The organism is Paenibacillus sp. IITD108 (assembly GCF_036541265.1).
GTDB lineage: Bacteria > Bacillota > Bacilli > Paenibacillales > Paenibacillaceae > Pristimantibacillus.
Genome location: NZ_JAZHCT010000019.1, coordinates 35,757 through 59,840 on the forward strand (window position 1 = coordinate 35,757; position 24,084 = coordinate 59,840).

The following is a 24,084-nucleotide window of genomic DNA, read 5'->3' on the forward strand; positions in this document are numbered from 1 at the left end:
CCTGTCCAATATGACAGCCGAATGACGGAAACAAAAAAAGCGCCGATCATCGGCGCTTCCAGCTGTGCAATAACTGATCTATGTGTTTGACGCTTTTAATTGAATCCGAAAAATTGTTCCAGACGGTGCAGATTGCAGCAGCTCTACCTTTCCGTCATTCGCCTTGGCGAGCAATTGGCAAATAGGGAGTCCCAGCCCCATGCCCTGTTTCTTCTTGCGTCTGCTGTCACCGCGATAATAACGCTCAAATATAAAGGGTGCTTCCTCAGCTGGAATGCCCTTGCCATTATCGGATATATCAATCCGTATAATGCCTTCCTCTCTGCTTGCTTTTATCTTAATCTGTTTCGCTCCGGCGGCAGCGCTGTTGCTGATCAAATTAAACAAAATTTGCTTCAGATGAGTAGGATCGCCAATACAGGTAATATCAGAGCTTGGCAATTCTGCAATTAAATCCAGTGCTGCAAACTTTGTCATCGCTTGAAGCTGCGTGATGACCTCGCCAATAAGCAGTGACAGCTCCACCTTCTCTTTGGACGCATGTATTTGATCAGTCTCCATAGCCGAGAAGTCCAGCAGCTCATTTACCATTGTTTGCAGCCGTTTCGATTCATTCATACAAATTTGCATAAATTCCTCCGCCTCTGAGCCGGTCACGACCCCATCCTTCACCGCTTGTATCATACCGCGTATCGAAGTAACAGGTGTACGCAGCTCATGAGACACGCTTGCCAGTAAATCAGTACGCAGCCGCTCCAGCTGTTCAAGCCGGGCAGACATGTCATCAAACGAATGAACGAGCTGATAAATTTCTGCTTCCTTAATCTGCGCTGAATCTGGCAGCTCAGGCCTGTAATTGCCGCCAGAAATTTGACCTGCAGCATGTGCCAGCTGGCGCAGCGGTTTTGTCAGAGAACGGGAAAGTAAATAAACGACCATCCAGCCGCAAAGCGCGATTAGACCTATGGCTGCCAAAATCAATATATATGTTCGCTCGAAACTGTTATCCACACCCATGCTGACATAATATTTTCCGGCATACTGATTGTTGTAATACAGCGGCATTCCTACCCGAAACCATTTATTATGATCAGCAGAAATGACTTCCTTTGTTCTTTCTGCAGCCATCGCTTTAGGAAAATCTGTTTTCTGGCTTAACCCGTCTGGCAGCTTCTGCCCTTCCGTGCTGATCGAACCGCTGGCAAAATCAAATATTTGCACATAAACATCCTTTGGAATGGCAGGAGTAACTGGTATGGCCGTAATTGGCGCAACAGGTTCATCACTAATCTGACCTGTCTGATCGGCAGGCATTGTCTTGATATGCCTCTGTTCATCCTTTGCTTTTGAATAATAAGAGGCCAGCAGCTCCGCTCTTGCTTCCAGTACTGCAAATTGCTGATTCATGGCGCTCTCTCTAATCCAACTAATACCGAGCAAACCAAAACCAATTAGCAAAATCAGCAAAAGCAGCGTAAAACGCCAGGTCCAATACCTCAGCAGCGGAACTGTAGAGGAAATACTTTTAATTTGTTTGCGTTTAATAAACACGTAGGCTATACCCCGTTCCTTTGACCGTTACAATCTCCCCTTCGCTGACTGGCCACCCCTGCAAGCTTTTTCGTATGCGCTTGACGGCGGCGTCAACCGAACGGTCTCCGCCTGCAAAATCGATTCCCCATACCCGGTCAAGCAGCTGCTCGCGGCTGAAGCACTGATTAGGATGGCGGGCCAAAAAAGCCAGCAGCTGCCAGTCACGCGGAATAAGCGATACTGGCGTCTGCCCTCTTGCTGCAGCTTGAGATGAAAAGTCTATAATCAAACTGCCCAGCCGGATAATCTCTGCATCAGCCAAATATGGAGAACGCCGCAGCACAGCTTTTACACGCGCAACCACTTCCTCAGGATCGAATGGCTTGGCGATATAATCATCCGCACCGAGCTGCAAGCCTTCCAAACGATCAGGCACAGCTCCTCTTGCTGTAACAATGATGACAGGGCAGCTCCCTTCCTGCCGGATTTGCTGCAAAATTTCCATGCCCTGTGTCTCTTCCAGCATTAAATCAAGCAGCACTAAATCCGGTTTCCAGGATTGAAAAACAGCCAGAACATCCTGCTCTCCCGCATGGCACTTCACCATAAAACCATTCCGCTCCAAATAGACTTGAAGAAGTCTGGCAATGCTCTGTTCATCCTCCACCACAAATACTTTTTTCAAAGCAGCCTCACTCCGTCACTGATATAGGAATATAACCATTATATAAAATCAAACTATAGACGTTCTCTATTATTATAGAACAGCAATGTGACAGCGCTATGACGAGCATAGATTTTCATAAAAGACGTATTACGAAGTTAGTCTTAATCCGGAAACCCCAATGAGAATACAGCATAAGGACAGCATTTGCAGCCAAGTAAATTTTTCTTTAAACCATAAGATCCCTGCAATAGTAATACCTACACTGCCAATTCCCGTCCATACGGCATATGCGACACCAGCGGATAAAGTCTGCATCGCCTGTGATAAACAATAAAATGAAAATGCAAAACCAACAATGACAACGGCAATAGGCCATTTTTTTCTAGTACCATCCATTTTTTTCATGGCAATAACTGCGATAACCTCTTCAATTCCTGCCAATATCAAATATCCCCAAACCATCAGCTTTCACCTCTTGTTTCATTACTGTTTGCTTTCGTAAAAGTTTTCATGCCCACTACTCCGGCCACTAAAATAAATAGGAAAAAGATTTGCCTGGCTGAGAATGGCTCACCGAGCAGAATGCCTACCAAATAAGTGCCGACTGCGCCAATGCCGACAAATACGGTGTAAGCTGCTGCAACAGGAATTTGCCGATAGGAATAAATCAGCAAAGCAAAACTTACAGCAATTAATAATATTGTCACAATCCATCCCAGAGCCGTTTCTGCATGCTTCAGGCTGGATGCCCAAACGACTTCCAGAATACCGGCGATAAATACAGGTAACCACTTCATCTATAAACGCCCCTTTATAAAATGAATGAATGTCAGTCATTTTATTGTTTAAAAATAGGCGCTTCTTCAGCGCCAGACTTTAAAGACTTAACACTAAACGGTTTCTTACATTAACAAGCATACTAGCTGGTTCCCAGCGATCTTTTCACAAAATCAAACACTTCTGATTTGTATACCTCGAGCGTATCCTGCTGTTCATTTCCGATATAAAAACGCTCGGCAGCGTTTTCCACCAGGTTAATAACCATTCTGGCCGTCCATTTCACATGAATGCCTCCAAAAAGCTCCTTGCTTTCCATCCCTCTAGTTAAAATACTTTCAAACCAGTCATAATAAGGCTGATAGATCGCTTCCCACTTTTCAAGCGAATGGTCGATAGCCAATCCCGAATAACAAAGAATGATTACATCTTTATAGGAGTCTGTAATTCGGAACGTTTCATCTATAAAAATCTCAAGGATTCGCCAAATGTTTTTTTCTCCCTCGACCTTCTCTTTGATCACTCCTAAAGTCATCGTTAGAAGATTATCGGCAATTGCTGGAATCAAAGCGTTTTTGGATTGAAAATATAAGTAAAAAGTGCCTTGCGCAACTCCTGCTTTTTTCACTATCTCTGATATGGACGTCTTATCAAGCCCTTTCTCAGAAATGACTTCAATTGCAGCCTTTAAAATTTTATCGTATTTACCGTCGAGGCTTTTTGACATTACGGCAACCACCTCCATTTATGAATGACTGTCATTCATTTTATCATGATGAAAATATTGCGTCAAGCTCAGCATACGTATACACTTACTCCCAAGGGTAGTTCGTTAGTAAAAAACTTGCAAACTTTTTACTTTCCTCTCGCCGGCTTCTTCTCATTTCCTTGCGTTGCCCTGCCGTTTCAAACAATATTTTTTCCTCTTCTGTTTCCGGCACGACCTGAGGCACCGGTATTGGATTATTATACTCATCCATGCCTACAAAAGTAAGAAATGAAGTAGCTGCAATCTTTCTTTCTCCCGTTCTCAAATCCTCCCGAACCACTTTAACAAAAACCTCCATAGATGTTCTCCCTGTCCATGAAACAAAAGACTCCAATGAAACAGAATCGGTCGGTCTGATAGGGTGCAAAAAATCCACAGAGTCCGCAGAAGCAGTAACTGCGGTAACACGGCATAATTTAGATGCAGAAATGGATGCAATATCGTCCATATACGACATTAATTTTCCGCCAAACAAGGTGTTATGATTATTTACATCCGGCGGAAAAACTCTTGATATTTTAAAACAGCGGGTTTCCTTTACAAACTTTTTATCCAACGATATTCACACTCTTTCATATAGTGATGATTTCCTTCTGATATTGTCCCCACAATGCGGTCTTCTTACGCCTGAATAACCAAGAAAGCTGCCTTAAAGTAAATACTTACTCAATGGCAGCTTCCTTATTAAATTATAATAATCGATACTATTTACTTTCTAACAACGCCAATACTAGCTTGACCGCCTCTGCTCTTGTTGCTGTGTCAGATGGAGCAAATCGGTTATTGCCCTTTCCATTCACAATACCTGCCTGAGCAGCTGCTGCAATGTAAGGCTTCGCCCAAGCCGCTATTTGTTCGGAATCAGCAAATGTAAGCTTAGCTTCCTGCTTCGTTTCTAATCGAAGTGCTCTAACGGTCATAACTGCAAGTTCTGCACGTGTAATTTGATCAGCTGGCCGGAATGTTCCATCCGTATAGCCGTTAATAATCCCTTCCGAAGCAATTCGATCAATATGGTTTTTTGCCCATGCCGGAATAACGGAATCATCCTTAAACGTAAAATTGATTATTGCTGCATCCTTACTCTCATTATCAGTTTGTTGCAATTGCAAAGCTCTGCTTATCATTACAGCAAACTGCGCACGTGTTACAACTGCATCGGGTTTAAAGGATTGATCCTCAAATCCTTTAATGATATCGAGTTTAGCTGCTTGAGCAATCCATTCTCCCGCCCAATGCCCAGCAATATCAATAAATAAAGGTTGCTCTGTTCCCTCACCCGGATTAGGATCGGTGCCTCCCTCTTCGTTTGATTCGTCAGTTCCGCCACCTAGGTTAGGACTCGTACCGCCCTCGCCTGGATTTGGGTTTAACCAAAGAAGGGTCCGAAGAACAAGTTAAACTAATGTCAAATTTCCGACGAATTGATTGCGAATTAAAGTACAATGTTTTAATTTTTTGTGTCTTCTTCAACATCCACTAGAAGTTGTATGTCGAATTAGATTATCATTCGAATATATCTACATATTGATTGTTGATTTTCCTGAATGGCACTTGATTACAAATGTTGAAGAGGTGTTTGGCATGTCGCAATCGTCAGCTGATTTTATTGAATTGGCGCAAACCATTATTGACGTACAGGATCAGGATATTACCCGAGAGAACGCAAATATGAATGGAGAGAGCTTCTCAGGGAAGATGAGCAAGCTTGGCAGTGAGTTTTCCAAATGGTATGCCAAGCATTCCATTTTGCCTCAAGAGCTTGTAACAGCCATTGATCAAAATGAAGTCTATGTGCATGACCTGGATCAATACGTTCTCGGCACAACGAATTGCATCTTTATTCCTTTTGATAAGCTGCTGGCTAGAGGCTTTAATACCGGCAATGGCAGCGTCCGTCCGCCGAATTCGATTACAACTGCAATGGCGCTGACAGCGATCATTTTTCAATCCCAGCAAAATGCCCAATATGGCGGTGTTTCCGCTAGCAAGCTTGATTGGGATTTGGCGCCTTATATCAATAAATCATTTCAAAAGCATTTCATTAAAGCTCAGCAATTGATTCAAGAGCAGGCTAAAGTATTGGCTGCACCTGATGGCAGTGAAATCCCGTTCGAGGAAGCTGCTGGATACGATACTTTTGAGCATCTCACTTTCTCAAATAAACAGCTCGCTGTCCGCTATCCCGAAACCTATCGTTTTGCAAGGCTGCAAACGATTGAGGAAACGAACCAGGCTGCAGAAGCGCTTATTCATAATTTGAACACGATGTCGTCGCGGGCAGGCGGTCAAATCCCTTTTACGAGCATTAACTACGGCACTTGCACATCAGAAGAAGGACAGCTGATTATCGATGCAATTTTGAATGCAACTATCAAAGGGCTTGGTCACGGCGAAACGCCTGTATTCCCTATACAAATTTTCAAATGCAAGCAAGGCGTGAATCAGCTGCCCGGCGAGCCAAACTATGAGCTGTTTCTAAAAAGCATTGAATGCTCCTCAAAGCGCCTTTATCCTAACTTTGCCAATATCGATGCTCCTTGTAATGCGGCTTATTATGTAGCTGGTGAGCCTGATACAGAATTCGGGACTATGGGCTGCCGGACAAGAGTAATTGGCGATCGTTACGGGCGCAACCGGCTGTCCGGCAAAGGGAATTTATCCTTTAACACCATTAATCTGGTGAAGCTGGGAATCGACTATGGCATTTGTCTGGAAGCACGGTCAGAAGCTGACGAGGAAGCTTTCTATCAAGCTCTTCAAAACAAGCTGGACATCGCCCTGCTTGGTCTGCTTCACCGCTACAAAATACAAGCTGGGCAAAAAGCCAAAGCTTCCGACTTCATGATGCGTGAAGATGTATGGGAAGGCGGATCTCAGCTGGCGCCTGATGAATCTGTTCATGATTTGCTCAAGCACGGTAGTTTATCGATAGGTTTTATTGGTATCGCAGAATGTATGAAGGCTTTGTATGGGAAGCATCACGCGGAGGATAAAGACGTTTATCGCAAAGCCGTTGACCTTATTCGCTTTATGCGCCAGTACTGTGATAGGAAAAGCGAGGAGCATAACCTCAACATTACTTTATTTGCTACTCCAGCAGAAGGATTAAGCGGTAAATTTACGAAACAGGATCGCGCCAAGTATGGCACAATTAGCGGAGTAACTGATCGAGAGTACTATACCAACTCCTTTCACATACCGGTTTATTACTCGATCCAGGCAGCAGCCAAAATAAAACTCGAAGCCCCTTTCCACGAGCTGTGCAATGCAGGAGCCATTTCCTATATCGAGCTTGGTGGCAATGCACGGAACAATAAAGAGGCTTTTCTTAAAATTGTTCAATATGCCCTTTCCCAGGATATTAGCTATTTCAGCGTCAATCACCCGATCGACCGCTGCCCTGTTTGCGGTTATGAAGGCATAATCGGCAATACTTGCCCCGTTTGCTGCACGAGCGAGGAAGAGCAGCCCTTCCGGCGTCTGCGGCGCGTTACTGGATATTTGACCGGCGATTATTTAACCCGCTTCAACGCTGCGAAGGTAGCTGAGGTTAAAGATCGCGTCAAGCATCTATGAATATATGCGGCTTCTACCCTGAAAGCATTAACGAAGGACCAGGCCTGCGCGCTGTACTGTTCATTAGCGGGTGCAGGCATGGCTGCAAAGGCTGCTTTAGCAAACAGACGTGGTCGTTCGAGGCAGGGGAGCCATTCCATGAGGCAAAGCAAGCTGAATTGTTGAACGACATTGCAGCCAATCCGCTGCTGCGCGGGATTACATTATGCGGCGGCGATCCGTTCTTTTCGGCAGAGGAGCTTATTCCATTTGTCCAAACCATCAGGCAGCGGCTCCCCTACTTGGACATATGGAGTTATACCGGATTTACATTTGAAGCACTTATAGGCAATAAACACGACAGTAAGTTTCAGCTCCTCCAGTTATGTGATGTTATTATCGATGGAAAATATAACGAGCAGCTTCGCGATCTTACGCTTCTATATCGCGGTTCTTCTAACCAGAGGATTATTAATGTCCCTCTAAGCTTAGAAACAGAGACCCTGCAACTAATAAACCACTTCGATCTATGAGGGTACATGGTTTTGTCGACCAGGGTCATTTCACTTTTTTGCAGCACATAAATCGAATAAGACTGGTAAACCTAAGCTCAACCTGCATACAAAGGAGGGGCTATATACAATGGTAGATGATACTCGCCATTATTTGGAAGATTTGCATGAGAATCAACGCAGAAATGAACGAAGCAAAAAGCGGCAAGGAAAGGCGCACGCCGGGCACAAGCTGCCCAATAAGCAACATGGCACAAATAAATAAGGCTATAATTCAATAAAAAAACTGCACCTCATCGTAAAATATCCATTTTACAATGAAGGTGCAGTTTCTTTATAGCTGGCGATATATTGGAGCCAGCCTGTCATAAAGCTGTTCATAAATTTTGTACTGCGAGTCATAATGGCCCGCAAGCTGTTGATTGGGAGCATATTCAGTCAGCTGCTGCTTCTGCATAATTTGATCGCATAGCTCGCGGTAGCCTTCTCCCCAGCCTGCATGCTGGAAGCCTAATAAAGCTGTGCCGATGGTAGGCAAATATTGCGACTGCGTCGGTACTATAATATTACACTGCAGCACATCAGCAATGATCTGGCACCATGCGGCGCTTTTTGCTCCTCCGCCAATAAGCGTAAGCTTGTTGATCGTTTGATTTGGTACGACGAAGTTCATAATTTGCCGCAAGGCAAAGGCTACGCCTTCCAGCACCGCTACAGCCATCTGTGTATTTGTGCTGGTCGTGCTTAAACCGATAAAAGAACCGCTTGCCTCCGGATCTTGAACCGGGCATCGCTCACCATTTAAGTAAGGTAAAAAGAGCAGCTTGGACGATCCGCCCCGTTCGGCGTTTTTGAGCTGCTGCTCAAATACCTCGTAAGGATCCCCATCAGCTTGAAACGAAGCAGCTGAACTGCTAAACTGCTCCATTGCCCAGCGATAAGCACTGCCGCCATTCGTTATAGGAGCAACAGATATATATTTACCCTGCTCTACATAGGAAAGATTGAATACTCCGCTTTTGACATCGGTAAATTGCTCGGATACTGTAGCCATCCAACCGCTGGTGCCCAGATAGACATATACATCGCCTTCCTGATATACACCTGCTCCAAGCGTTGCCGAACCGGCATCGCCTATACCGCATAGAACGGGAGTACCTTCGGCAAACCCCGTCTCAGCAGCTGCTTGCGCATGCACAGTTCCGACAATTTCGTCCGATGCACAAATCGCCGGCATTTTTGCCACATCTAATCCGAACTGCTCAAACCATGGCGCCGCCCATACACGATTGGCAATATCCATGCAGCCAGCCGTAGCTGCTGCAGTCGGATCTGTCACGAATCGGCCAGTCAGCTTGGCAATCACATAATCCTTCGAGCTGATAAGTATATTTTCTGTGGCTTCATATTGCGTTTTTTCATGCTCATGCATCCACAGTATTTTTGGAAAAGTCAACGTTCCGTCCATATGATTTCCAGTAATACGAGCAATCTCCGCTTCGCCAAGCTGTTTCAGAATTAATTCCGCTTGGCTCGTGCCGCGGCTGTCGGAATACAAGATAGCTGACCGTACCGGGACATAATCGCTTCCGATCGGGATCATATCCTGCATCTGGCCGCTAAAGCTTATACAGCGAATCGCTTCAGGCTCTACACCTGAGGAAAACCAGGAATTAGCCATTTGGACGACCGCATCATACCATGCTTCAGGCTGCTGCTCCATCCCTCCATCAGCGCTTACCAATGTTTCTAATGGCAAATTAAGCTCATGCCATAGCTTAGCCTGCTGGTCGACCAATACACCTTTGATATTTGTCGTTCCAATATCGAAGGCAGCAATGTAACTCATCGCCTCTCCCCCCTAATTAGGCACATGCATCGTTGCCTGCTTCATATCAGCAATTAAACGAAGGAATGAATCCTTTTCACCATGCTCAAGTCGTGATACAAAGGCTGTTCCTACAACAGCGCCATCAAAGCCGCTGGCCATAACTCCGCTAACGGTGTCAGGCGTACGAAGGCCAAAGCCGGCAACAATCATGCCGTTAGGCAAAAACTGGCGCGTGCGTCCGCACAGCTCTGCCAAACTATCCTCTTTGGCTTCAGAGCTGCCTGTAGCTCCAGTGTAAGATTGCGCATATATAATGGAAGATCCGTCTGTAGCCTGGCGCATCATATCATCATCCATGCCGCCGTTAACAAAACGTATCACATCCACGCCATGGCCGGCAACCTCTTCCTCGATTTTTTGCTGCTCTGCCAATGTGCAATCAGGCAGCACCAAAGCATCAATCAATCCTTGCTCTGTTAATTGGATATATAGTCCGCTATCCACTACTTCTGTCTTATAGCCCATAACCCAAATCGGATTGTTAACCATACTTCTTATTTTACGGCATTGCTCTATAATAACGGCAATATCATCTGACCCGTTTTCAATTGCGCGTTGATGTCCACGCTGAATAATAGGTCCGTCCAGCTTAGGCTCTTGGCTTGGAATTCCCAGTTCAAGTATATCGATCCCTGCTTCAATTCCTTCTTTAATAAGCTGAAGCGAGGTTTCAGGAGAAGGATCTCCTGAAACCAAATAACCTATTAGCAATCCTTCTTGACGCTCGCGTGCAGTTTCCCATGTGTTTATATTTCTCTTGTTGTACATAATTCCTTGCTTCATTATTAAGCACTACCTTTTCCAAATTTTTGCACAAGCACCGCCACAATAACAATTAAACCTGTAATAACATTTTGCATGAAAGTAGGTACTGCAAGAATGGTCATGCCATTAGACAAAATTCCGATAATCGCTGCCCCAACGAAAGTTCCCCAAATGTTTGGCGTACCTTCCTTGAAGCAAGTCATACCTAGAAATACAGCAGCATACGCATTCAAAAATAATCCGTCCGCACCAGTAGGATGTGCAGAACCTAGACGCGAAGCCATAAGAATACCAGCCAGCGTCGCTAGTACGCTGCAAAGCGCAAATGCTAAATTTTTATTAAAAGCAACCTTTACCCCTGCTACGCGGGATGCTGACTCGTTGCCGCCAATTGCATACAACTTACGTCCAAATGCAGTATGAGACATGATGTACCAGAAAAGCACTGTAATAACGATCATAATAATGGACAGCAATGGGATCGCGCCCCATTTGGTCTGACCTAAATAAAGGAAAGATTTTGGAATATTCTGAAAAATAGTCGCCCCGTTAGTCACTCGGAAGCTGATCCCGCCAATAACTGTCCCCATTCCTAATGTCGTTATAAATGACAGCACTCGGAATTTGGTAACAATCCAGCCGTTAATATAACCAATAACGAAGGCACACAGGATTGGAATTAGAACGACGACGACAATAGGATATCCCGCTACCGCTAATTTTGCTGCGAATACGCCGCCTAAACTAGCAATAGCCCCTACTGAAAGGTCAAATTCTCCAACTGCCATTACTAGAGTTGCGCCAAGCGCCATAAGAACTAAAAATACAATTTGTCTAGAAATATTTATCGCATTATCTAATGTGGCAAACGCATTGGGGCTTAAAATACTAAATACCAATATAATCAGCAAACCGGCTAGTACAGTTCCGTAGGAACGGAATAGATGCATATACGGCTGCTTTTTCTGTGTGATTTCCATCTATATCATTCCTTTCCTTGGCCAAAGCAGTAGGCAAGCACCTTTTCAGGCGTCGCTTCTTTATAAGTCAAATGAGCGACGATTTTACCCTGATGAAGCACATAAATACGGTCGGCCACATCTAATATTTCTTGCAAATCAGAAGAAACAAACAACACAGCTGCGCCTTTATTTGCTTCTACTCGCAATAAGCGATGAATTTCATCGCGAGTCATAATATCTACTGCTTGGGTCGGCTCATCACACAAAAACAATACTGGATTTTGCATAAGAGCCTTGGCGAACACGACCTTTTGCTGATTGCCGCCGCTAAGCTCTCCAACTTTCTGCTCTGTGCCGGTAGACTTTAACTGCAGATTGTCTCCCCAATTTTTCACCGTTTTCTTCTCATCCTTAAGGCGTACCCGCCATGCATTGGCAAATCGCTTTAACAATGGAAGCGTCATATTCTCACGTATGCTCATATCAAGAATGATTCCGTCGCGTTTGCGCTCCTCCGGAATAAGCACTACACCTGCATCGAGCGATTCTCTTGGCGTACGCAAATGCTTCACTTCGCCCATCAGCTTCACTTCGCCGCCGCTTTTTTCACGCAGGCCATATATGGTTTCTAAAAGCTCTGTCCGCCCTGCACCGGCAAGGCCGAACATGCCGACAATTTCACCTTCATGAACACGGAAGCTAATGTCCTTCACTCGTTGATCCTTGCTGGATAATTGATTAACCTCCAGCACAACCTTTTCACGCTGAGCTTCGCTTTCCTCGCGGACCTTTGATTTGTACTCTTTGTTGTTCATTAAAGATATAAGCTGATCTTTGTCCGTTTCTTTGGTATTGACTGTTGCCACATATGCACCGTTGCGGAATACAGAAATTCGATCTGATAATCTAAATATTTCATCCATACGATGGGAAACATACAGTATGGCTGTTCCACGTTCAGTTAACCGATTAATAAGTGCAAACAGCTGCTCCGATTCTTGGTTCGTTAATGCCGCTGTCGGCTCATCAAGAATCAAGAGATGGCATTCCATCATCATTGCTCTTAAAATTTCCAGCATCGTTTTTTCCGGCGGCGTCATGCGAGCAGCTATTTTGTTCATATCCAGCTTTACACCGTATTGATCCATCAGCTTTTGCGCTCTTTGCTTCATAGACTGCCAATCCACGCCTACCCCCATCGCTTTCGGATAAGGAAGGCCTAAATACAAATTTTCATAACCGGTAAACGATGGCACCAGGTGGCGATCCTGGTGCACAACATTAATTCCAATTTCTCGAGCGTCAATAGGAGCTGTAATAGTAACCGGCTTGCCCTTCCACATGATCGTACCGCCATCTGGAGAATAAACACCTGTTATTATTTTAATAAAGGTTGATTTGCCTGCGCCGTTCTCGCCGACTAGCGCATGTACTTCTCCAGGTGCAATTTCGAATTGTACGTTGGATAGCGCATAGTGTTTACCAAATATCTTGTTAAGTCCTTCGACGTTCAATAATGACATTTCATACACCTTCCTCTTATTTCTTGATCAAAGATGCCGGTGCATACATCTCAGTAGCCTCAACCTGTTCGCCGTTGAATACACGCTCAATTTGTTTTACAACGATTTCAGTCATACCAATAAAGTTTTGCTCAACAGTTGCTTTAAGTGGAGAGTTGCGGTCAATCATTTCAATGGCTTGGCTGTTTCCGTCAATGCCAGTAACGATAATGTCTGAGCGGCCTGCTTCTTCAATCGCTTGTGCTGCACCGATAGCTGCTTCATCCCAGCCAGCCCATACCGCTGTAACAGCGCCTGGCGCACTATTGGATAGAAGAATATTTTCCATTTGCTTACGAGCGTTTTCGATTGGACCAGGAACATCAACCTGCTGCTCAGTTACAAGCTTAATGTCTTTGTTTTCAGCTAGAATTTGATCAAGCTTTTCTGTACGGGCAAGCACGCCTGGATGCGGACGGTGAGTCAATACAACCAGATTTCCTTTATTGCCCATTTCGCCTAGCAAGTAATCCGTAATTAATTGAGACATTTGCGCATTGTCGCTTGTCGCGTTCATTGCCATACCGTCAACATAACCGGAGTCTACGCCGAATACAGGAATGTTTTTGCTTTTAGCATCTTGAATTTGGCTTGTCAATTGGCTTGGGTCGCTGCTGACAATAACGATCGCATCTACTTTAGATGTAATCGCATCCTCCAGACGGCTTGCCATTTGAGAAATATCGCCTGCTGTATCAATTACGTTCGTTTTCCAAGATTTGTCGGATGCTAGCTTTTTAAGAGACTCTACCATTTGATTTGTTGTTACTGAAGATAAATAAGGTGTAATAATTGAAACGGTTTTAGTGCCGTTTTCAGACTTCGATCCGCAAGCGCTTAAAAGGCCTACTACTAATGCTACAATCATGAGTAATGTTGCATATTTTTTCATTTCCAATGTCTCCTTAAATCGTTTTCTAATTTCTTGTTCTTTGTAACTGTCAGGAAGAAACAGGATTTAAGCGATTCCATTCCAGGACAAGCTTAGCCGTCACCAAATCAGTAATAAGCACATTCATACATTTTCCCCGCAAAGCAGCGGCAATGGCTTCTACCTTATGCTTGCCCCCTGCAATTGCAATAACGTTAGCAATTTTTTTAATGTCTCCAATGCTTAACCCGATAATTCTGGACTCCAGCTCGTTTTCAAGATGCTCGCCATCCGCCTTTAAGAAAGAAGCTCCTATTTGTGATACAGCTCCTTGCTTATGAATCGCTTCCACCTCGCTCGACTGCAAATACCCCGATTGAACTATTGCAGATTCTTTCGTAACCTGACCAATACCGACAATGGCCACATCAGCTGTTCGTGCTTTCTCTAATACATTGGCTATATCGCGTTCAGCAAGAAAATGCTCTCTAGCCTCTGACGAAACAACGATTGCGGGCGCATTGAGCAGCGAGTAACTCCCCTTCATATTCTCCGCCATAATCCGTGTGTTCGTATTTGCGTGCATACTCGATCCATCCGATCCAAAACCGCCAATCATCGGTACAAAGGAAGTTCCCTTCGTGTTGTTGTAACGCAGCCTCGCTCCCGCAGAAGCGATGCTTCGACCAGCCATAATAGCGACCGTATCGTTATCGCGTATAACACTTTCCAGCAGGGTTGCAGCTGCTCGAGCAAGAAGTACGTCTTCCTTGCCTTGGTCATCCCCAGTTGATTGCACCACGATGACATCTTGAATGCCGAATGTTTCTGATATAGCCCGCTCATACTGCTGTTCCTCTGAGAAAGGATTGTGAATATCGATTTGAACGATCCCTTCTGTCTTCGCTTCCGCTAATAAACGACTTACTTGTGGTCTGGAAACACCAAGCCGATTGGAAATTTCTTGCTGGTTCATACCATCTAAATAATAAAGCGTACTAATCTTAACCAGCAGCCTTATCCGTTCTTCTTGTTGTCCCATGCAACCTCCCCCCTCGTCCTTGAACATTTGTTCAGAGGTTAAGAATATGTTCAAGTTGAATATACACCATTTTAAAACCGTTTACAATATCTATTTTTTCCATTCCTTTTCCCTTTCATTGGAAGTCTCCCCACTAATACTCCTATAAGACGAAACAAAAAAGTATCTGTTGAGGTTAACGTGCCGAGTTTGCTGGACACACGTTCCGCTATCCGCCTTAAAAACATCACTTTTTGAGTTTGGCGAACAGTCGTTCCGCTATCCGGCTCATACGAGTGGATTTTCACCACATTTTCGCTCAATAACGGAACGTGTGTCACTTTCACCCTTCAAAACAAGAACTTTTCGCTTAATAGCGGAACGTCTGACCACTTTACTGACCACTTATTGCTCAATGCTAATGCATCTAATCAAAAAAAAGCCATCCCTCGAAAGAATGGCTTGGCCGATATTAAAATGCGTAATTTTCTATCAATCAGATTCACAAGCGAAGCCGCTCAATAAACGCGGGATCATCTTATCCGCATACCTTAATCCGAGCAGCTTTTGACTGGCATTATCAAAATGTGTTCCATCTCCTATAGAAAAAGTGTCGTTGCTGGATACCCACTCGGATTGTTCTATATGCTGACCAACGGTTGTAAGCAGCGTGTTAAAGGAATCGCTCTTCCCAGGCAAAATCTGTCCCACTATAAGAGGCACATCCGGCACGCCAAGATCTTCCCTCAGATTCGCAATAAGCATATGAAGACTGCTCATATACGTACTGACATGACCTACATCTGATTCTCCCTGATGCCATAAAATTCCTTTTAACGTACCTGACTCCATAGCCGAAAGCGTTCTTCTTACTGCTTCTTCATAAAGATCGGTACCGCTACCTTTTTGCCATTCAGCCATACTCGTGCCGCCTCTTGCATTGGAAATAATACCCACACCGATGTCGGGAAATCGTTCCGTTATGGCTTGTGCAAAAGAGCTGCCTAGACTATATCCATTCGTTTTCGTCATAACCTCTACTGAAGAATATCTGTTTAATCCTTGAAGGGTATTGATACCCGGATAATTGGCTATAAGTCCCGCCCCGGCAGATTCCCATTGATTGAGCCCGTTAAATAAATAGGTTCTATCCATAGCTGCGATATCCTGAGATTCGAAAGGCGCTCTTGAAGCCATGTTGGATTGTCCTATAAGCAGGTACAAATGAAAATCCCTTTTCGGGTAATTAATTTTCACTTCTGGTCCGCCGTAATGATCAGTACAAACAATCATGCTTGAAAAGCTAGAAATATTATAGACTTCAAGTTCATATATGCCGAATCCACAGGACGCGTCCGGAGCGGAAAGCTTAATATATCTGGCCGCTAGATTGTCGACGGTAATCGTTGTTTCTCTATTAGTCTCACTAGAGGCCGGAAGAATTTCGTTATGCACCACATTCCAACTGGCATTGTCATCTGAAATGCTTACTAGTAATTGATTAGCCTTCTGTTTATACTCAGTAAGGACAATCTTATTAAATAGCTGCAGAGAGCCTAAATCCAAAGTTACATCTGCAGCTAATACCGAAGGCGCTCCGGGTGAATAGGATCTCCACATTGTGGTTGGGTCGCCGTCTGTTATATAGGCTGCATCTGTTGTTGCAAGCGTCCCGCCCTGGTTGATAACCGTCGTTTTTCCCAATGCCAGATTTTCGGCATGATCCACATTCTCATTCATCTCTGCAACTCCCAATAAATTAATTCATGTCTAAAATTCCTCTTCATCCTCCTCCAAAGTATAGGTTTGCAGAACCAAACGTGGTTGTTCGCTTGTCTTTTCCTTGCTGTAAATTGTAATATATCGTGCCTCCCCTTCCTGAAGCACAACAAAGCTAAAGGTCTGCCCAGCTCCTGTTTGGCCTGCAATTCCAGTGCTTACGTTGGCTTCCTGCCACTTCCAACCAGGATCGATATAGAATGAATCCATGTAGCTGCCCGCTGCAGGCTTGTTACTCCACGTAATCTCATCCTCAGTCCAGTCATTGCTTGTCTGATACACTTTATTTTCCTTCACGCCGCCCTTGCCATCCGAGTTTGTAGCCCACAGCTTAAACGTTGCGGAGTAAATCTCGTCTTGGACTCCGCTTAGATCAAACTTAAAGTAAGCTTGCCGAATGCCAGACTTGTTACTAGTTACCGGGAGTCCTCCTGTACTTCCATAATTTTGGTCAGGTAAATTGGAAGCGACATAACTATCCGCGACTGGTAATACTTCTATTGTTTTTAACCCATCTGCCGTTGCTACAATTACTATATCCGTTGTTTTGGTAATATCGTAAAGTGTGGCTGTGACTGTAATCGTACTTTTCCCAGCCTTCACAGCTGAAATATTCCCTTGAGTATCAATTGTCACTACGCTTGGTTTACTGCTGTTATAAATGATATCAGCTTCAGCCAGATCCGTAATGGAAAGATCCTCCATCACGCCTTCAACGGTCAGCGATGTACCCGTCCCCACTTTAAGCACGGTTGCTCCGGGAACTGTGGCATGAATTTTCGATAATCTCCTATCAGCTCCTTCAGCAGGGGGAGTATCGTATGTTTGCAGTACTAGTCTTGGTTGTTCACTTGGCTTCTCTCTGCTAAAAATATTAATAAAGCGGGTTTCCCCTTCTTGAAGCACTACAAAGCTTGGCCTGCGATCTAATTCCATTTGATCGACAATAGCGGAGGTTACATCTGCTTCCTGCCATTTCCAGCCCGGATCAACATTTATCGAGCCAGCATAATAGCTTGCAGCAGGCTTGTTGTTCCAAGTAATAGTGTTTTCTTCCCAGCTATTATCTGTTATATACACCTTGTTTTCTTTCATTCCGCCTTTGCCATCCGTGTTTGTGGCCCATAATTTCAGCTTCGCAGAGTAAATCTCGCCTTCGATCTGACTGAGGTCAAATTTGAAGTAAGCTTCACGGGCTTGAGAACGACTATTTGTGACTGGAACTCCTGTAGCGCTTCCATAATTCGTATCTGGTGTCTTTTCGTGCACATAGCTGTCAGCCTCTGCCAAAATCTCTATCGTGCGCAGGCCATTAACTGTTGCCGCAACCGATACATCTGTTGTTATCATTCTACCATCAAGCGTAACCGAAATCGTTATTGTACTTCTGCCTGCTTTTATCGCGGCAATATTTCCTTGGTTGTCAACCGATATTATATTGGGGTGGCTGCTTACATATGTGATGTCACCTTCCGTCAGATCCGCTAGTGTGTCATCCTCCATCCTTCCCGCAATCATCAGCCTAGTGCTTGTTCCAACCTTTATTACACTAGGACCCTCTATCGATGCCTCAACCCGATCAAGCTGTGCACCTGTAAACAGATAGGATGTGATGACTAAATAGGGCCGATTATCTGGATTATCTGTTTCTTTACTATAAATACTAGAAATCAACCCTGGTTCGCTTTGCTTTATAGCAAAGCCTGCCTTATGGTTTTCATCAAAATGTGAGCGGATGTATTCCGTCATATCCAAGCTTACCCAATCTGCCTTTTCGTTGGCTGTAAATACTCCCAGCTCATTCCCGGTCAGTGGCTTACTGTTCCAGGTAACACCTGCAGATCCTGTTTCTATCCAATCATTTTGAATTACTTCATGAACGACGTTTGATTGACCTTCACTTGGTGACCCCGTTGAAATGGCAAGCAGGTTTAATGTCGCTGCATCTATTTCTTCATTTAGAGATGGAAGGCCGAATCTCAACAATGATTCACGAGCAGCGTCAACTTCAAGCCACGCTTCTGAGCCAAAATTTGAATCAGGCTGAGTACTGTCAACATAAGCATCTGCTTCAGGATACAGCTTCTTCACAGGATTCATAAGCTCAGAGTCGTAAGAAAGCTTAATCATATGCGAACGCCCCATAGAGCCGGCCGTATTAACAGCAAATTTTATAGGTGCTGTCTCTAGGATCGTAATCGTCGGATCCTGGCTTATTACATTCGTCGCCGCCTTGCTGAGCTCAATAATTACTTTATCCTGAGCATGCGTAGGATCTGACACAGACACACTGAGCTGCCCTGCTTCTTCTTGGACAATAACAGAAGAGGCTTGATAGCTTTTAATATATTCCACGCGGCCCGGATCCCAGAAGTTAACGCCCAATATCCCCAGATCACTCTCGCGCACCGCTTGAACTTCTTCTGTATTTTTGACAATTTGAATGTCCGGGCTTTCACTATATTCCCCTGTCTGTGCAGCAGTCTTGTTGGGCAATAATACATAGGCGTACTCCGCGTTATTCGGATTAACACCGTGATCAAACCATAAATTAAGGAAATGATTGGAGATTAAATCTGAAGAACCTTTGGACTGATTTATATCCGACCATGCCCCAGTCCGCAGTTCTCTCAAGCCCTCAACCTTTGCGCTGCCAGGAAAGAAGTAACCGATATCCGATTCCGCTGTCTCTCCGGATAAATGCGCCCATAACGTATCATTCATCGTTTCCTGTGAACCTGTATTAACCATCTTAACTGCGCCGTCTACCGTCAATATATTACTCCCGGTTCGGCTTAATTTCCTATTTTCAATAATAGTTTCGATTGTTCTGTTTTCATTACTGGAAATCCCCGCACCTAATGCAACAATTTCATCATCGAACATGAACCATGATTTTTTCGCCTTCAAATCGCTTCCCTCTGCATCAAGCTCCATACCCGAAATTCCATATACGTCATCCAGTACAGTTCCGCCTGCCCATTGGTTTTTTGAAGTATAATTGGAAGCATTACCAGCAATTCTTTCGCGGGTATCCACAGTCGTGCCAGGAAGACGATAAGGATTGACCGTAGCCCAGAAGCCGTCGCTATACTGCGACAAATCTCCGTTGTATAAATAGGTCATGCCATCCGATGTGTACCAGCTCTTCAAATTTTCATTATTAAGTGCCTCATACTTATAGGTTCGGTTAGAGGATAAACTTAAGCCAACAGCAAATTCCTCACGGTGATGAACAACCCTTTCCATAGATGAGAATGCCTTGTTCAAAACATACTCATCCCGGGCCTGGACGTCACTATTTTGGAGCAAAGCTTTGGCTTGTCCTATAACGTTTAAACTAGCATGGCTAATATAATTACGATAGTGATCGTTTACTATCCAATTCTTCACCATACGTTCAAACCTTAGCTTATTTACCGAATCAGCGGACCTCGAAAGCATTAGAATTGCGGAAATCGTCTGATGACCAACAACATGATTTTCAGCGTACTCACGTGAAATTTCTCTTCCTCGAACCATGTCCATTAATGCTCCGTTGTAGATGAGCGGCTCGAACGAATCCGTTACCCAACTATACACATTCTTTATATTCGGATCTGTAACCTCCCATGCTGAGTCCTTCAATAAATAAATAATGTTGGCAATAGTGCCTAGCAGCGCCTTTCCATACCCTCCATTATACGGATGCTTGTTATGCTGGATGAATGAGCCATCCTCATAAAATCCGTCTCCGTCATTCACATAAAGTAATACATCGCTAATTCCATCACGCGCTTTAAGGAGAAGCGCTGCATTTTGATTCAATACGCCGCTTAATCCAAGAACGGACACACGCCATAATCGGTTTGCTCCCGTATCATTGTATTTAATGCCAGGAGAATATTTTAGAACAGGGCGGCTGAATCTCTCGACCTGCTCCTCAGTCAGATCATCAAACATGATCGTCATTATATTGTTCAGTTCCAGCGGGATACCCAGTTCCCAGTCCCACCAGTTATCATAGGAGGCAGATAGCTCGTTATAGCGATTGGCATACATCCATTCCAATGCGCCAATAATATCTTCTCGCAGTGATGCATTCTTATAATAGGTTGAACCTATCGTCCCATAAACTCTTGCCATCGCCATAATTCGGTTATAACTGCTTGTAATTTGAGGTGAAGAAATCGTACTCGCCAGATCTTCCCAAAGCGTTGTACGCTCCGCATTTTTATTCATCGTATCCCAATGTCCAATAGCTTCATCATTCGTTATGACGGATATTTGAGCTTCAATGATCGCCCTAACATCCGGATCATTTGGATCATTCCATGCCCCGCCGGTCAATACTTCATGCCATTTCGACCTCATTTGGTCAAAATCGCTAGTAGATTCTGCTTGCACTGCTTCTATTTCACTTTTTACTGGAAGGTATCCGAAAAACATTGATAATATAACAATTAAAGCGCTTACAGTTTTAGTAGTTCTACTCATTATTTTTGTCCTCCTTCAGCTACATTAGCTAGATTGACCGTAGATTACATCCTGTAACCACTAGAAAGAGACTGTCGATTCATTGTGGATAGTTGCAACAAGCAATAGAAAAAGGAAAAAATTAACCTACAAAGGCGGACGCTGCCGCTTCTCCATTCCCATTCTTGCTCTCCGTTTCCCCTTTCTCATTGCTTATCAATAGTTGCCCGCAATGAATCGACAGTCTCAGAAAGGGGATTAAAGTCTGTCTTCTAATCCCCTGCCCATCAAGCCGGATTCACTTTATTCGTGGATGATCACTTCACATTGTTATAGCGATCGAATGCAGTTTGATAAATGCCTACGTATTCATCCATCCCCATAGCGTTAAGCTGCTTCAGGTAGCCATCCCACTCCTCGTCGATTCCGCCCTTAACAATCCATTTGGCATACATGCTGTTGGCATACGTATTGAGATCGGTGCCAACTGTCGCCAGTTTCTGAGATTCCTCTTGGCTAACAAAAAATTTCGGGAATCGATTTACCGTATATCCTTCATATAGTTTGTCATAACCCTTTTTTTCCACCATGTGAGATGGAATATCCAGAAAACGATTTGCATTACTTCTAGTCATGAAGCTAAATCCTGATGAGCTTGAAGGAGCAGTTAAACTCTCACTTGGGTTGTTCCAATCCAGGTTTCGAAGGATTTTGATTTTGTTGTCTGTTGTCTTCTCGATCGTATCTCCAAATCGATAGGAGAATGCCATTCTTAAACTGTTATCATCTGAAAGCAGGTTATCTACCCATCTCATGAGAAGCTCTGGTTTTTCAGCTTTTTTAGTAATGGCGAAAGAACCGTGCGTCGTTAGACCCGTTAGATTTTTCATCCACATTTGATGTCCATCCGGACCCTTTAGTGGACCTATTGCAATATAATCACCAACTTCTTCCTCTGTATTTGCCCAAGCCGTACTGCGCCAGCCTTGAAATGCACCTACAATTCGGGGAACTGTTTTGATTTTGGAGCCCATAACACTTCCATCCTGTGTAAATGACTCGTTATCAATCAGCCCCTGGGAATACAATCTATGGAAATATTTAATTGCGTTTTTATATTCTTCAGTTGCTGCCGTATAGAATACTTCGTTGTCTTTATTATAGATATGAGCACCGAATTGATTGGAGCCTGTTGGATAATAATCAATAACACCGAAAGCACCGAAAAGCTGTGAGAAAAAATTATTGCCCGGACCTGTAGTAAGTGGGATAACGGCCGATCCTTCAACAGTCTTTTTCTGCTCTTTGAATGCGAGCAGCATTTGTTCGAACTCATCCGTAGTTACCGGAACTTCCAGGCCCACATCCTCCAACCATTGTTTATTTACAAATAGCGGATAACCTACTTCTGGAACAACGCCATCATCGAAGGTTGGGATACTATAAATATGTCCGTCTGGAGCTGTTAATTGTTGCTTTAGCTCAGGGTATTCCACAAACACTTTATTCAAATTTGGTGCATATTCCTCAATTAACTTTTCAAGCGGGATTAACTGGCCTTGTGCTCCATAATTCAACAAATCAATTTCACTTAAAATGGCATGTCCTATAAAGGCATCCGGCAGCTCATCGCTGGCGAACAGCAGCCCTTTCTTCTCGTTCCATTGACTTTGAGCAACATCTTGAAACTTAACGCGGACATTAGTCTCCGCTTCTATATCTTTCCAATAAAGTATTTCTGAGCTTGCGGGCTTCCCATCGAGAACTACTGTAACTATATTCACTTCTTGCAGTTCCTTTGATAGAGGCAGTCCTTCCCTAGGTACCGCATCTTCTTTTGTCTCTTTGTTGCCTGTAGTTTCGCTCGGTGATGAAGATGGCTTATCCCCATTTTTCTTCCCCCCATTGTTGCTCGAGCATGCAGATAATAAAGTGACGCCAAGCAGCATGATCGCCAGCAAAAACACCAGCTTCTGACTTATTTTCATTGCTAACCCTCCTGGATTTTTATCAATCTATGCTAAGGAACGCTGCAGACATTCCAGATAGCCAACTTGACGATTTCATAGGACACCTTTCATGCTTTAACTGCACCGATCATAACACCCTTGACAAAATATTTTTGCAGGAAAGGATATACGATCAGCATAGGCAAGCTTGTCATAATAATAAGAGCATACTTAAGCTGTTCCATTTCCCTCTGATGGCGAACAGCGTCTTCAGCTCCTGCCACAAGATCGGATTGTACAGCGCTTTCAATCAATATGCCTCGTAAGACCAATTGCAGTGAAAACAAATTTTTGTCGTTCAAATAAATAAGAGCTGTGAAAAACTCATTCCAATGATCGACCCCGTAATACAACACCAATACAGCGATGATAGAACTGGAAAGAGGAAGAATAATCCGAAAAAAGTAGGTGAAATGATTGCAGCCGTCTATTTGAGCAGCCTCGTAAAGTTCCTCAGGAATGGACACCTGAATAAAGGTACGGGCGATAATTACATTGAATATACTTACTGCTCCCATAATAATCATGATCAATGGTGTGTTATACAGTCCAAGATCCTTCACAAGCAAATACGTCGGTACTAGACCGCCGCCAAAAAACATAGGGATCAAAATAAATACAATCAACGCTTTTTTTCCAACAAAGCTCCTGCGCGACAATGTATAAGCAATGCCCATTGTCAATGCTACATTCAATGAAGTTCCGCAAACCGCATATAAAATCGTATTGCGGAAGCCAATCCAAACATCCTTGTATTGGAACACCTTTTCGTAGCCCAACGTCATCCACCCTACAGGCCACAACAACATTTTCCCGTTGTTCACATAGGTTGGATCGGAAAATGAAGCAATAAAAATGAAGTATAGCGGATAAAAAATGATCAATAAAATGATGCTTAATATTACATAATTGACAACATCGAAGATGCGGTCCCCTTTGGATAGCTTAATCGC

20 protein-coding genes and 1 pseudogene are annotated in these 24,084 nt (G+C 44.0%); 3 read left to right on the forward strand and 18 right to left on the reverse strand.

What is annotated here, in order from left to right; all coding sequences use genetic code 11:
* Nucleotides 1–78: 78 nt before the first annotated feature.
* From V1L65_RS17100 to V1L65_RS28760, 8 genes and pseudogenes are all read right to left on the reverse strand, one after another.
* Complete coding sequence (locus V1L65_RS17100; protein ID WP_331700424.1) at nt 79–1,551, reverse strand: sensor histidine kinase; 1,473 nt, start codon at nt 1,549–1,551, stop codon at nt 79–81.
* On the reverse strand, nt 1,541–2,218 hold the full coding sequence (locus V1L65_RS17105; protein WP_331700425.1) for a response regulator transcription factor: 678 nt from the start codon (nt 2,216–2,218) through the stop codon (nt 1,541–1,543). The genes V1L65_RS17100 and V1L65_RS17105 overlap by 11 nt, the downstream gene beginning before the upstream one ends.
* A gap of 129 nt (nt 2,219–2,347) precedes the next feature.
* Nucleotides 2,348–2,662: a DMT family transporter gene (locus V1L65_RS17110; RefSeq protein ID WP_331700426.1), complete on the reverse strand. Its 315-nt coding sequence runs from the start codon at nt 2,660–2,662 to the stop codon at nt 2,348–2,350.
* Nucleotides 2,662–2,997: a DMT family transporter gene (locus V1L65_RS17115; RefSeq protein WP_331700427.1), complete on the reverse strand. Its 336-nt coding sequence runs from the start codon at nt 2,995–2,997 to the stop codon at nt 2,662–2,664. Before V1L65_RS17115 ends, V1L65_RS17110 begins: the two co-directional genes overlap by 1 nt.
* Nucleotides 2,998–3,119: 122 nt before the next feature.
* Nucleotides 3,120–3,704: a TetR family transcriptional regulator gene (locus V1L65_RS17120; protein ID WP_331700428.1), complete on the reverse strand. Its 585-nt coding sequence runs from the start codon at nt 3,702–3,704 to the stop codon at nt 3,120–3,122.
* A gap of 85 nt (nt 3,705–3,789) precedes the next feature.
* Nucleotides 3,790–4,302 (reverse strand): acyl-CoA thioesterase, encoded by a 513-nt coding sequence (locus V1L65_RS17125; RefSeq protein WP_331700429.1) that lies wholly within the window; start codon nt 4,300–4,302, stop codon nt 3,790–3,792.
* Nucleotides 4,303–4,450: 148 nt separating this feature from the next.
* The gene (locus V1L65_RS17130) at nt 4,451–4,873 is read right to left on the reverse strand and encodes an S-layer homology domain-containing protein (RefSeq protein ID WP_331700430.1); all 423 of its coding nucleotides are present in this window, start codon (nt 4,871–4,873) and stop codon (nt 4,451–4,453) included.
* Nucleotides 4,874–4,888: 15 nt separating this feature from the next.
* Nucleotides 4,889–4,999 (reverse strand): annotated as a pseudogene (locus V1L65_RS28760) (S-layer homology domain-containing protein); the annotation flags it as partial.
* 331 nt (nt 5,000–5,330) lie between these two features.
* Between V1L65_RS28760 and V1L65_RS17135 the strand changes: the two are divergent.
* The 3 genes from V1L65_RS17135 (at nt 5,331) to V1L65_RS17145 (ending at nt 8,081) form a co-directional block, all read left to right on the forward strand.
* Nucleotides 5,331–7,325, forward strand: a complete 1,995-nt coding sequence (locus tag V1L65_RS17135) for an anaerobic ribonucleoside triphosphate reductase (RefSeq protein ID WP_331700431.1) — start codon at nt 5,331–5,333, stop codon at nt 7,323–7,325.
* Entirely contained in the window at nt 7,322–7,837 is a 516-nt protein-coding gene (gene nrdG / locus V1L65_RS17140; protein ID WP_331700432.1) for an anaerobic ribonucleoside-triphosphate reductase activating protein, read from the forward strand. The genes V1L65_RS17135 and nrdG overlap by 4 nt, the downstream gene beginning before the upstream one ends.
* A gap of 109 nt (nt 7,838–7,946) precedes the next feature.
* The gene (locus V1L65_RS17145; protein WP_331700433.1) at nt 7,947–8,081 is read left to right on the forward strand and encodes a DUF4023 family protein; all 135 of its coding nucleotides are present in this window, start codon (nt 7,947–7,949) and stop codon (nt 8,079–8,081) included.
* A gap of 69 nt (nt 8,082–8,150) precedes the next feature.
* Here V1L65_RS17145 and V1L65_RS17150 read toward each other — a convergent pair whose 3' ends face one another.
* The 10 genes from V1L65_RS17150 to V1L65_RS17195 form a co-directional block, all read right to left on the reverse strand.
* Complete coding sequence (locus V1L65_RS17150; RefSeq protein ID WP_331700435.1) at nt 8,151–9,665, reverse strand: xylulokinase; 1,515 nt, start codon at nt 9,663–9,665, stop codon at nt 8,151–8,153.
* A 12-nt stretch (nt 9,666–9,677) separates the two neighbouring features.
* Nucleotides 9,678–10,490: a tryptophan synthase subunit alpha gene (trpA, locus tag V1L65_RS17155; protein WP_331700436.1), complete on the reverse strand. Its 813-nt coding sequence runs from the start codon at nt 10,488–10,490 to the stop codon at nt 9,678–9,680.
* Between the two features lie 2 nt (nt 10,491–10,492).
* Complete coding sequence (locus V1L65_RS17160) at nt 10,493–11,452, reverse strand: ABC transporter permease (protein WP_331700438.1); 960 nt, start codon at nt 11,450–11,452, stop codon at nt 10,493–10,495.
* A gap of 5 nt (nt 11,453–11,457) precedes the next feature.
* The gene (locus tag V1L65_RS17165) at nt 11,458–12,957 is read right to left on the reverse strand and encodes a sugar ABC transporter ATP-binding protein (RefSeq protein ID WP_331700439.1); all 1,500 of its coding nucleotides are present in this window, start codon (nt 12,955–12,957) and stop codon (nt 11,458–11,460) included.
* A gap of 16 nt (nt 12,958–12,973) precedes the next feature.
* A complete protein-coding gene (locus V1L65_RS17170) occupies nt 12,974–13,888 on the reverse strand; it encodes a sugar ABC transporter substrate-binding protein (protein WP_331700440.1) in 915 nt (304 codons plus the stop codon).
* Nucleotides 13,889–13,937: 49 nt separating this feature from the next.
* A complete protein-coding gene (locus tag V1L65_RS17175) occupies nt 13,938–14,909 on the reverse strand; it encodes a sugar-binding transcriptional regulator (RefSeq protein ID WP_331700441.1) in 972 nt (323 codons plus the stop codon).
* A gap of 471 nt (nt 14,910–15,380) precedes the next feature.
* The gene (locus tag V1L65_RS17180; protein ID WP_331700442.1) at nt 15,381–16,628 is read right to left on the reverse strand and encodes a sialate O-acetylesterase; all 1,248 of its coding nucleotides are present in this window, start codon (nt 16,626–16,628) and stop codon (nt 15,381–15,383) included.
* Nucleotides 16,629–16,658: 30 nt separating this feature from the next.
* On the reverse strand, nt 16,659–21,143 hold the full coding sequence (locus V1L65_RS17185; protein ID WP_331700443.1) for a CBM96 family carbohydrate-binding protein: 4,485 nt from the start codon (nt 21,141–21,143) through the stop codon (nt 16,659–16,661).
* Nucleotides 21,144–21,439: 296 nt separating this feature from the next.
* On the reverse strand, nt 21,440–23,110 hold the full coding sequence (locus tag V1L65_RS17190; protein ID WP_331700444.1) for an extracellular solute-binding protein: 1,671 nt from the start codon (nt 23,108–23,110) through the stop codon (nt 21,440–21,442).
* A gap of 89 nt (nt 23,111–23,199) precedes the next feature.
* Nucleotides 23,200–24,081 (reverse strand): carbohydrate ABC transporter permease, encoded by an 882-nt coding sequence (locus tag V1L65_RS17195; RefSeq protein ID WP_331700503.1) that lies wholly within the window; start codon nt 24,079–24,081, stop codon nt 23,200–23,202.
* Between the last annotated feature and the right edge of the window lie 3 nt (nt 24,082–24,084).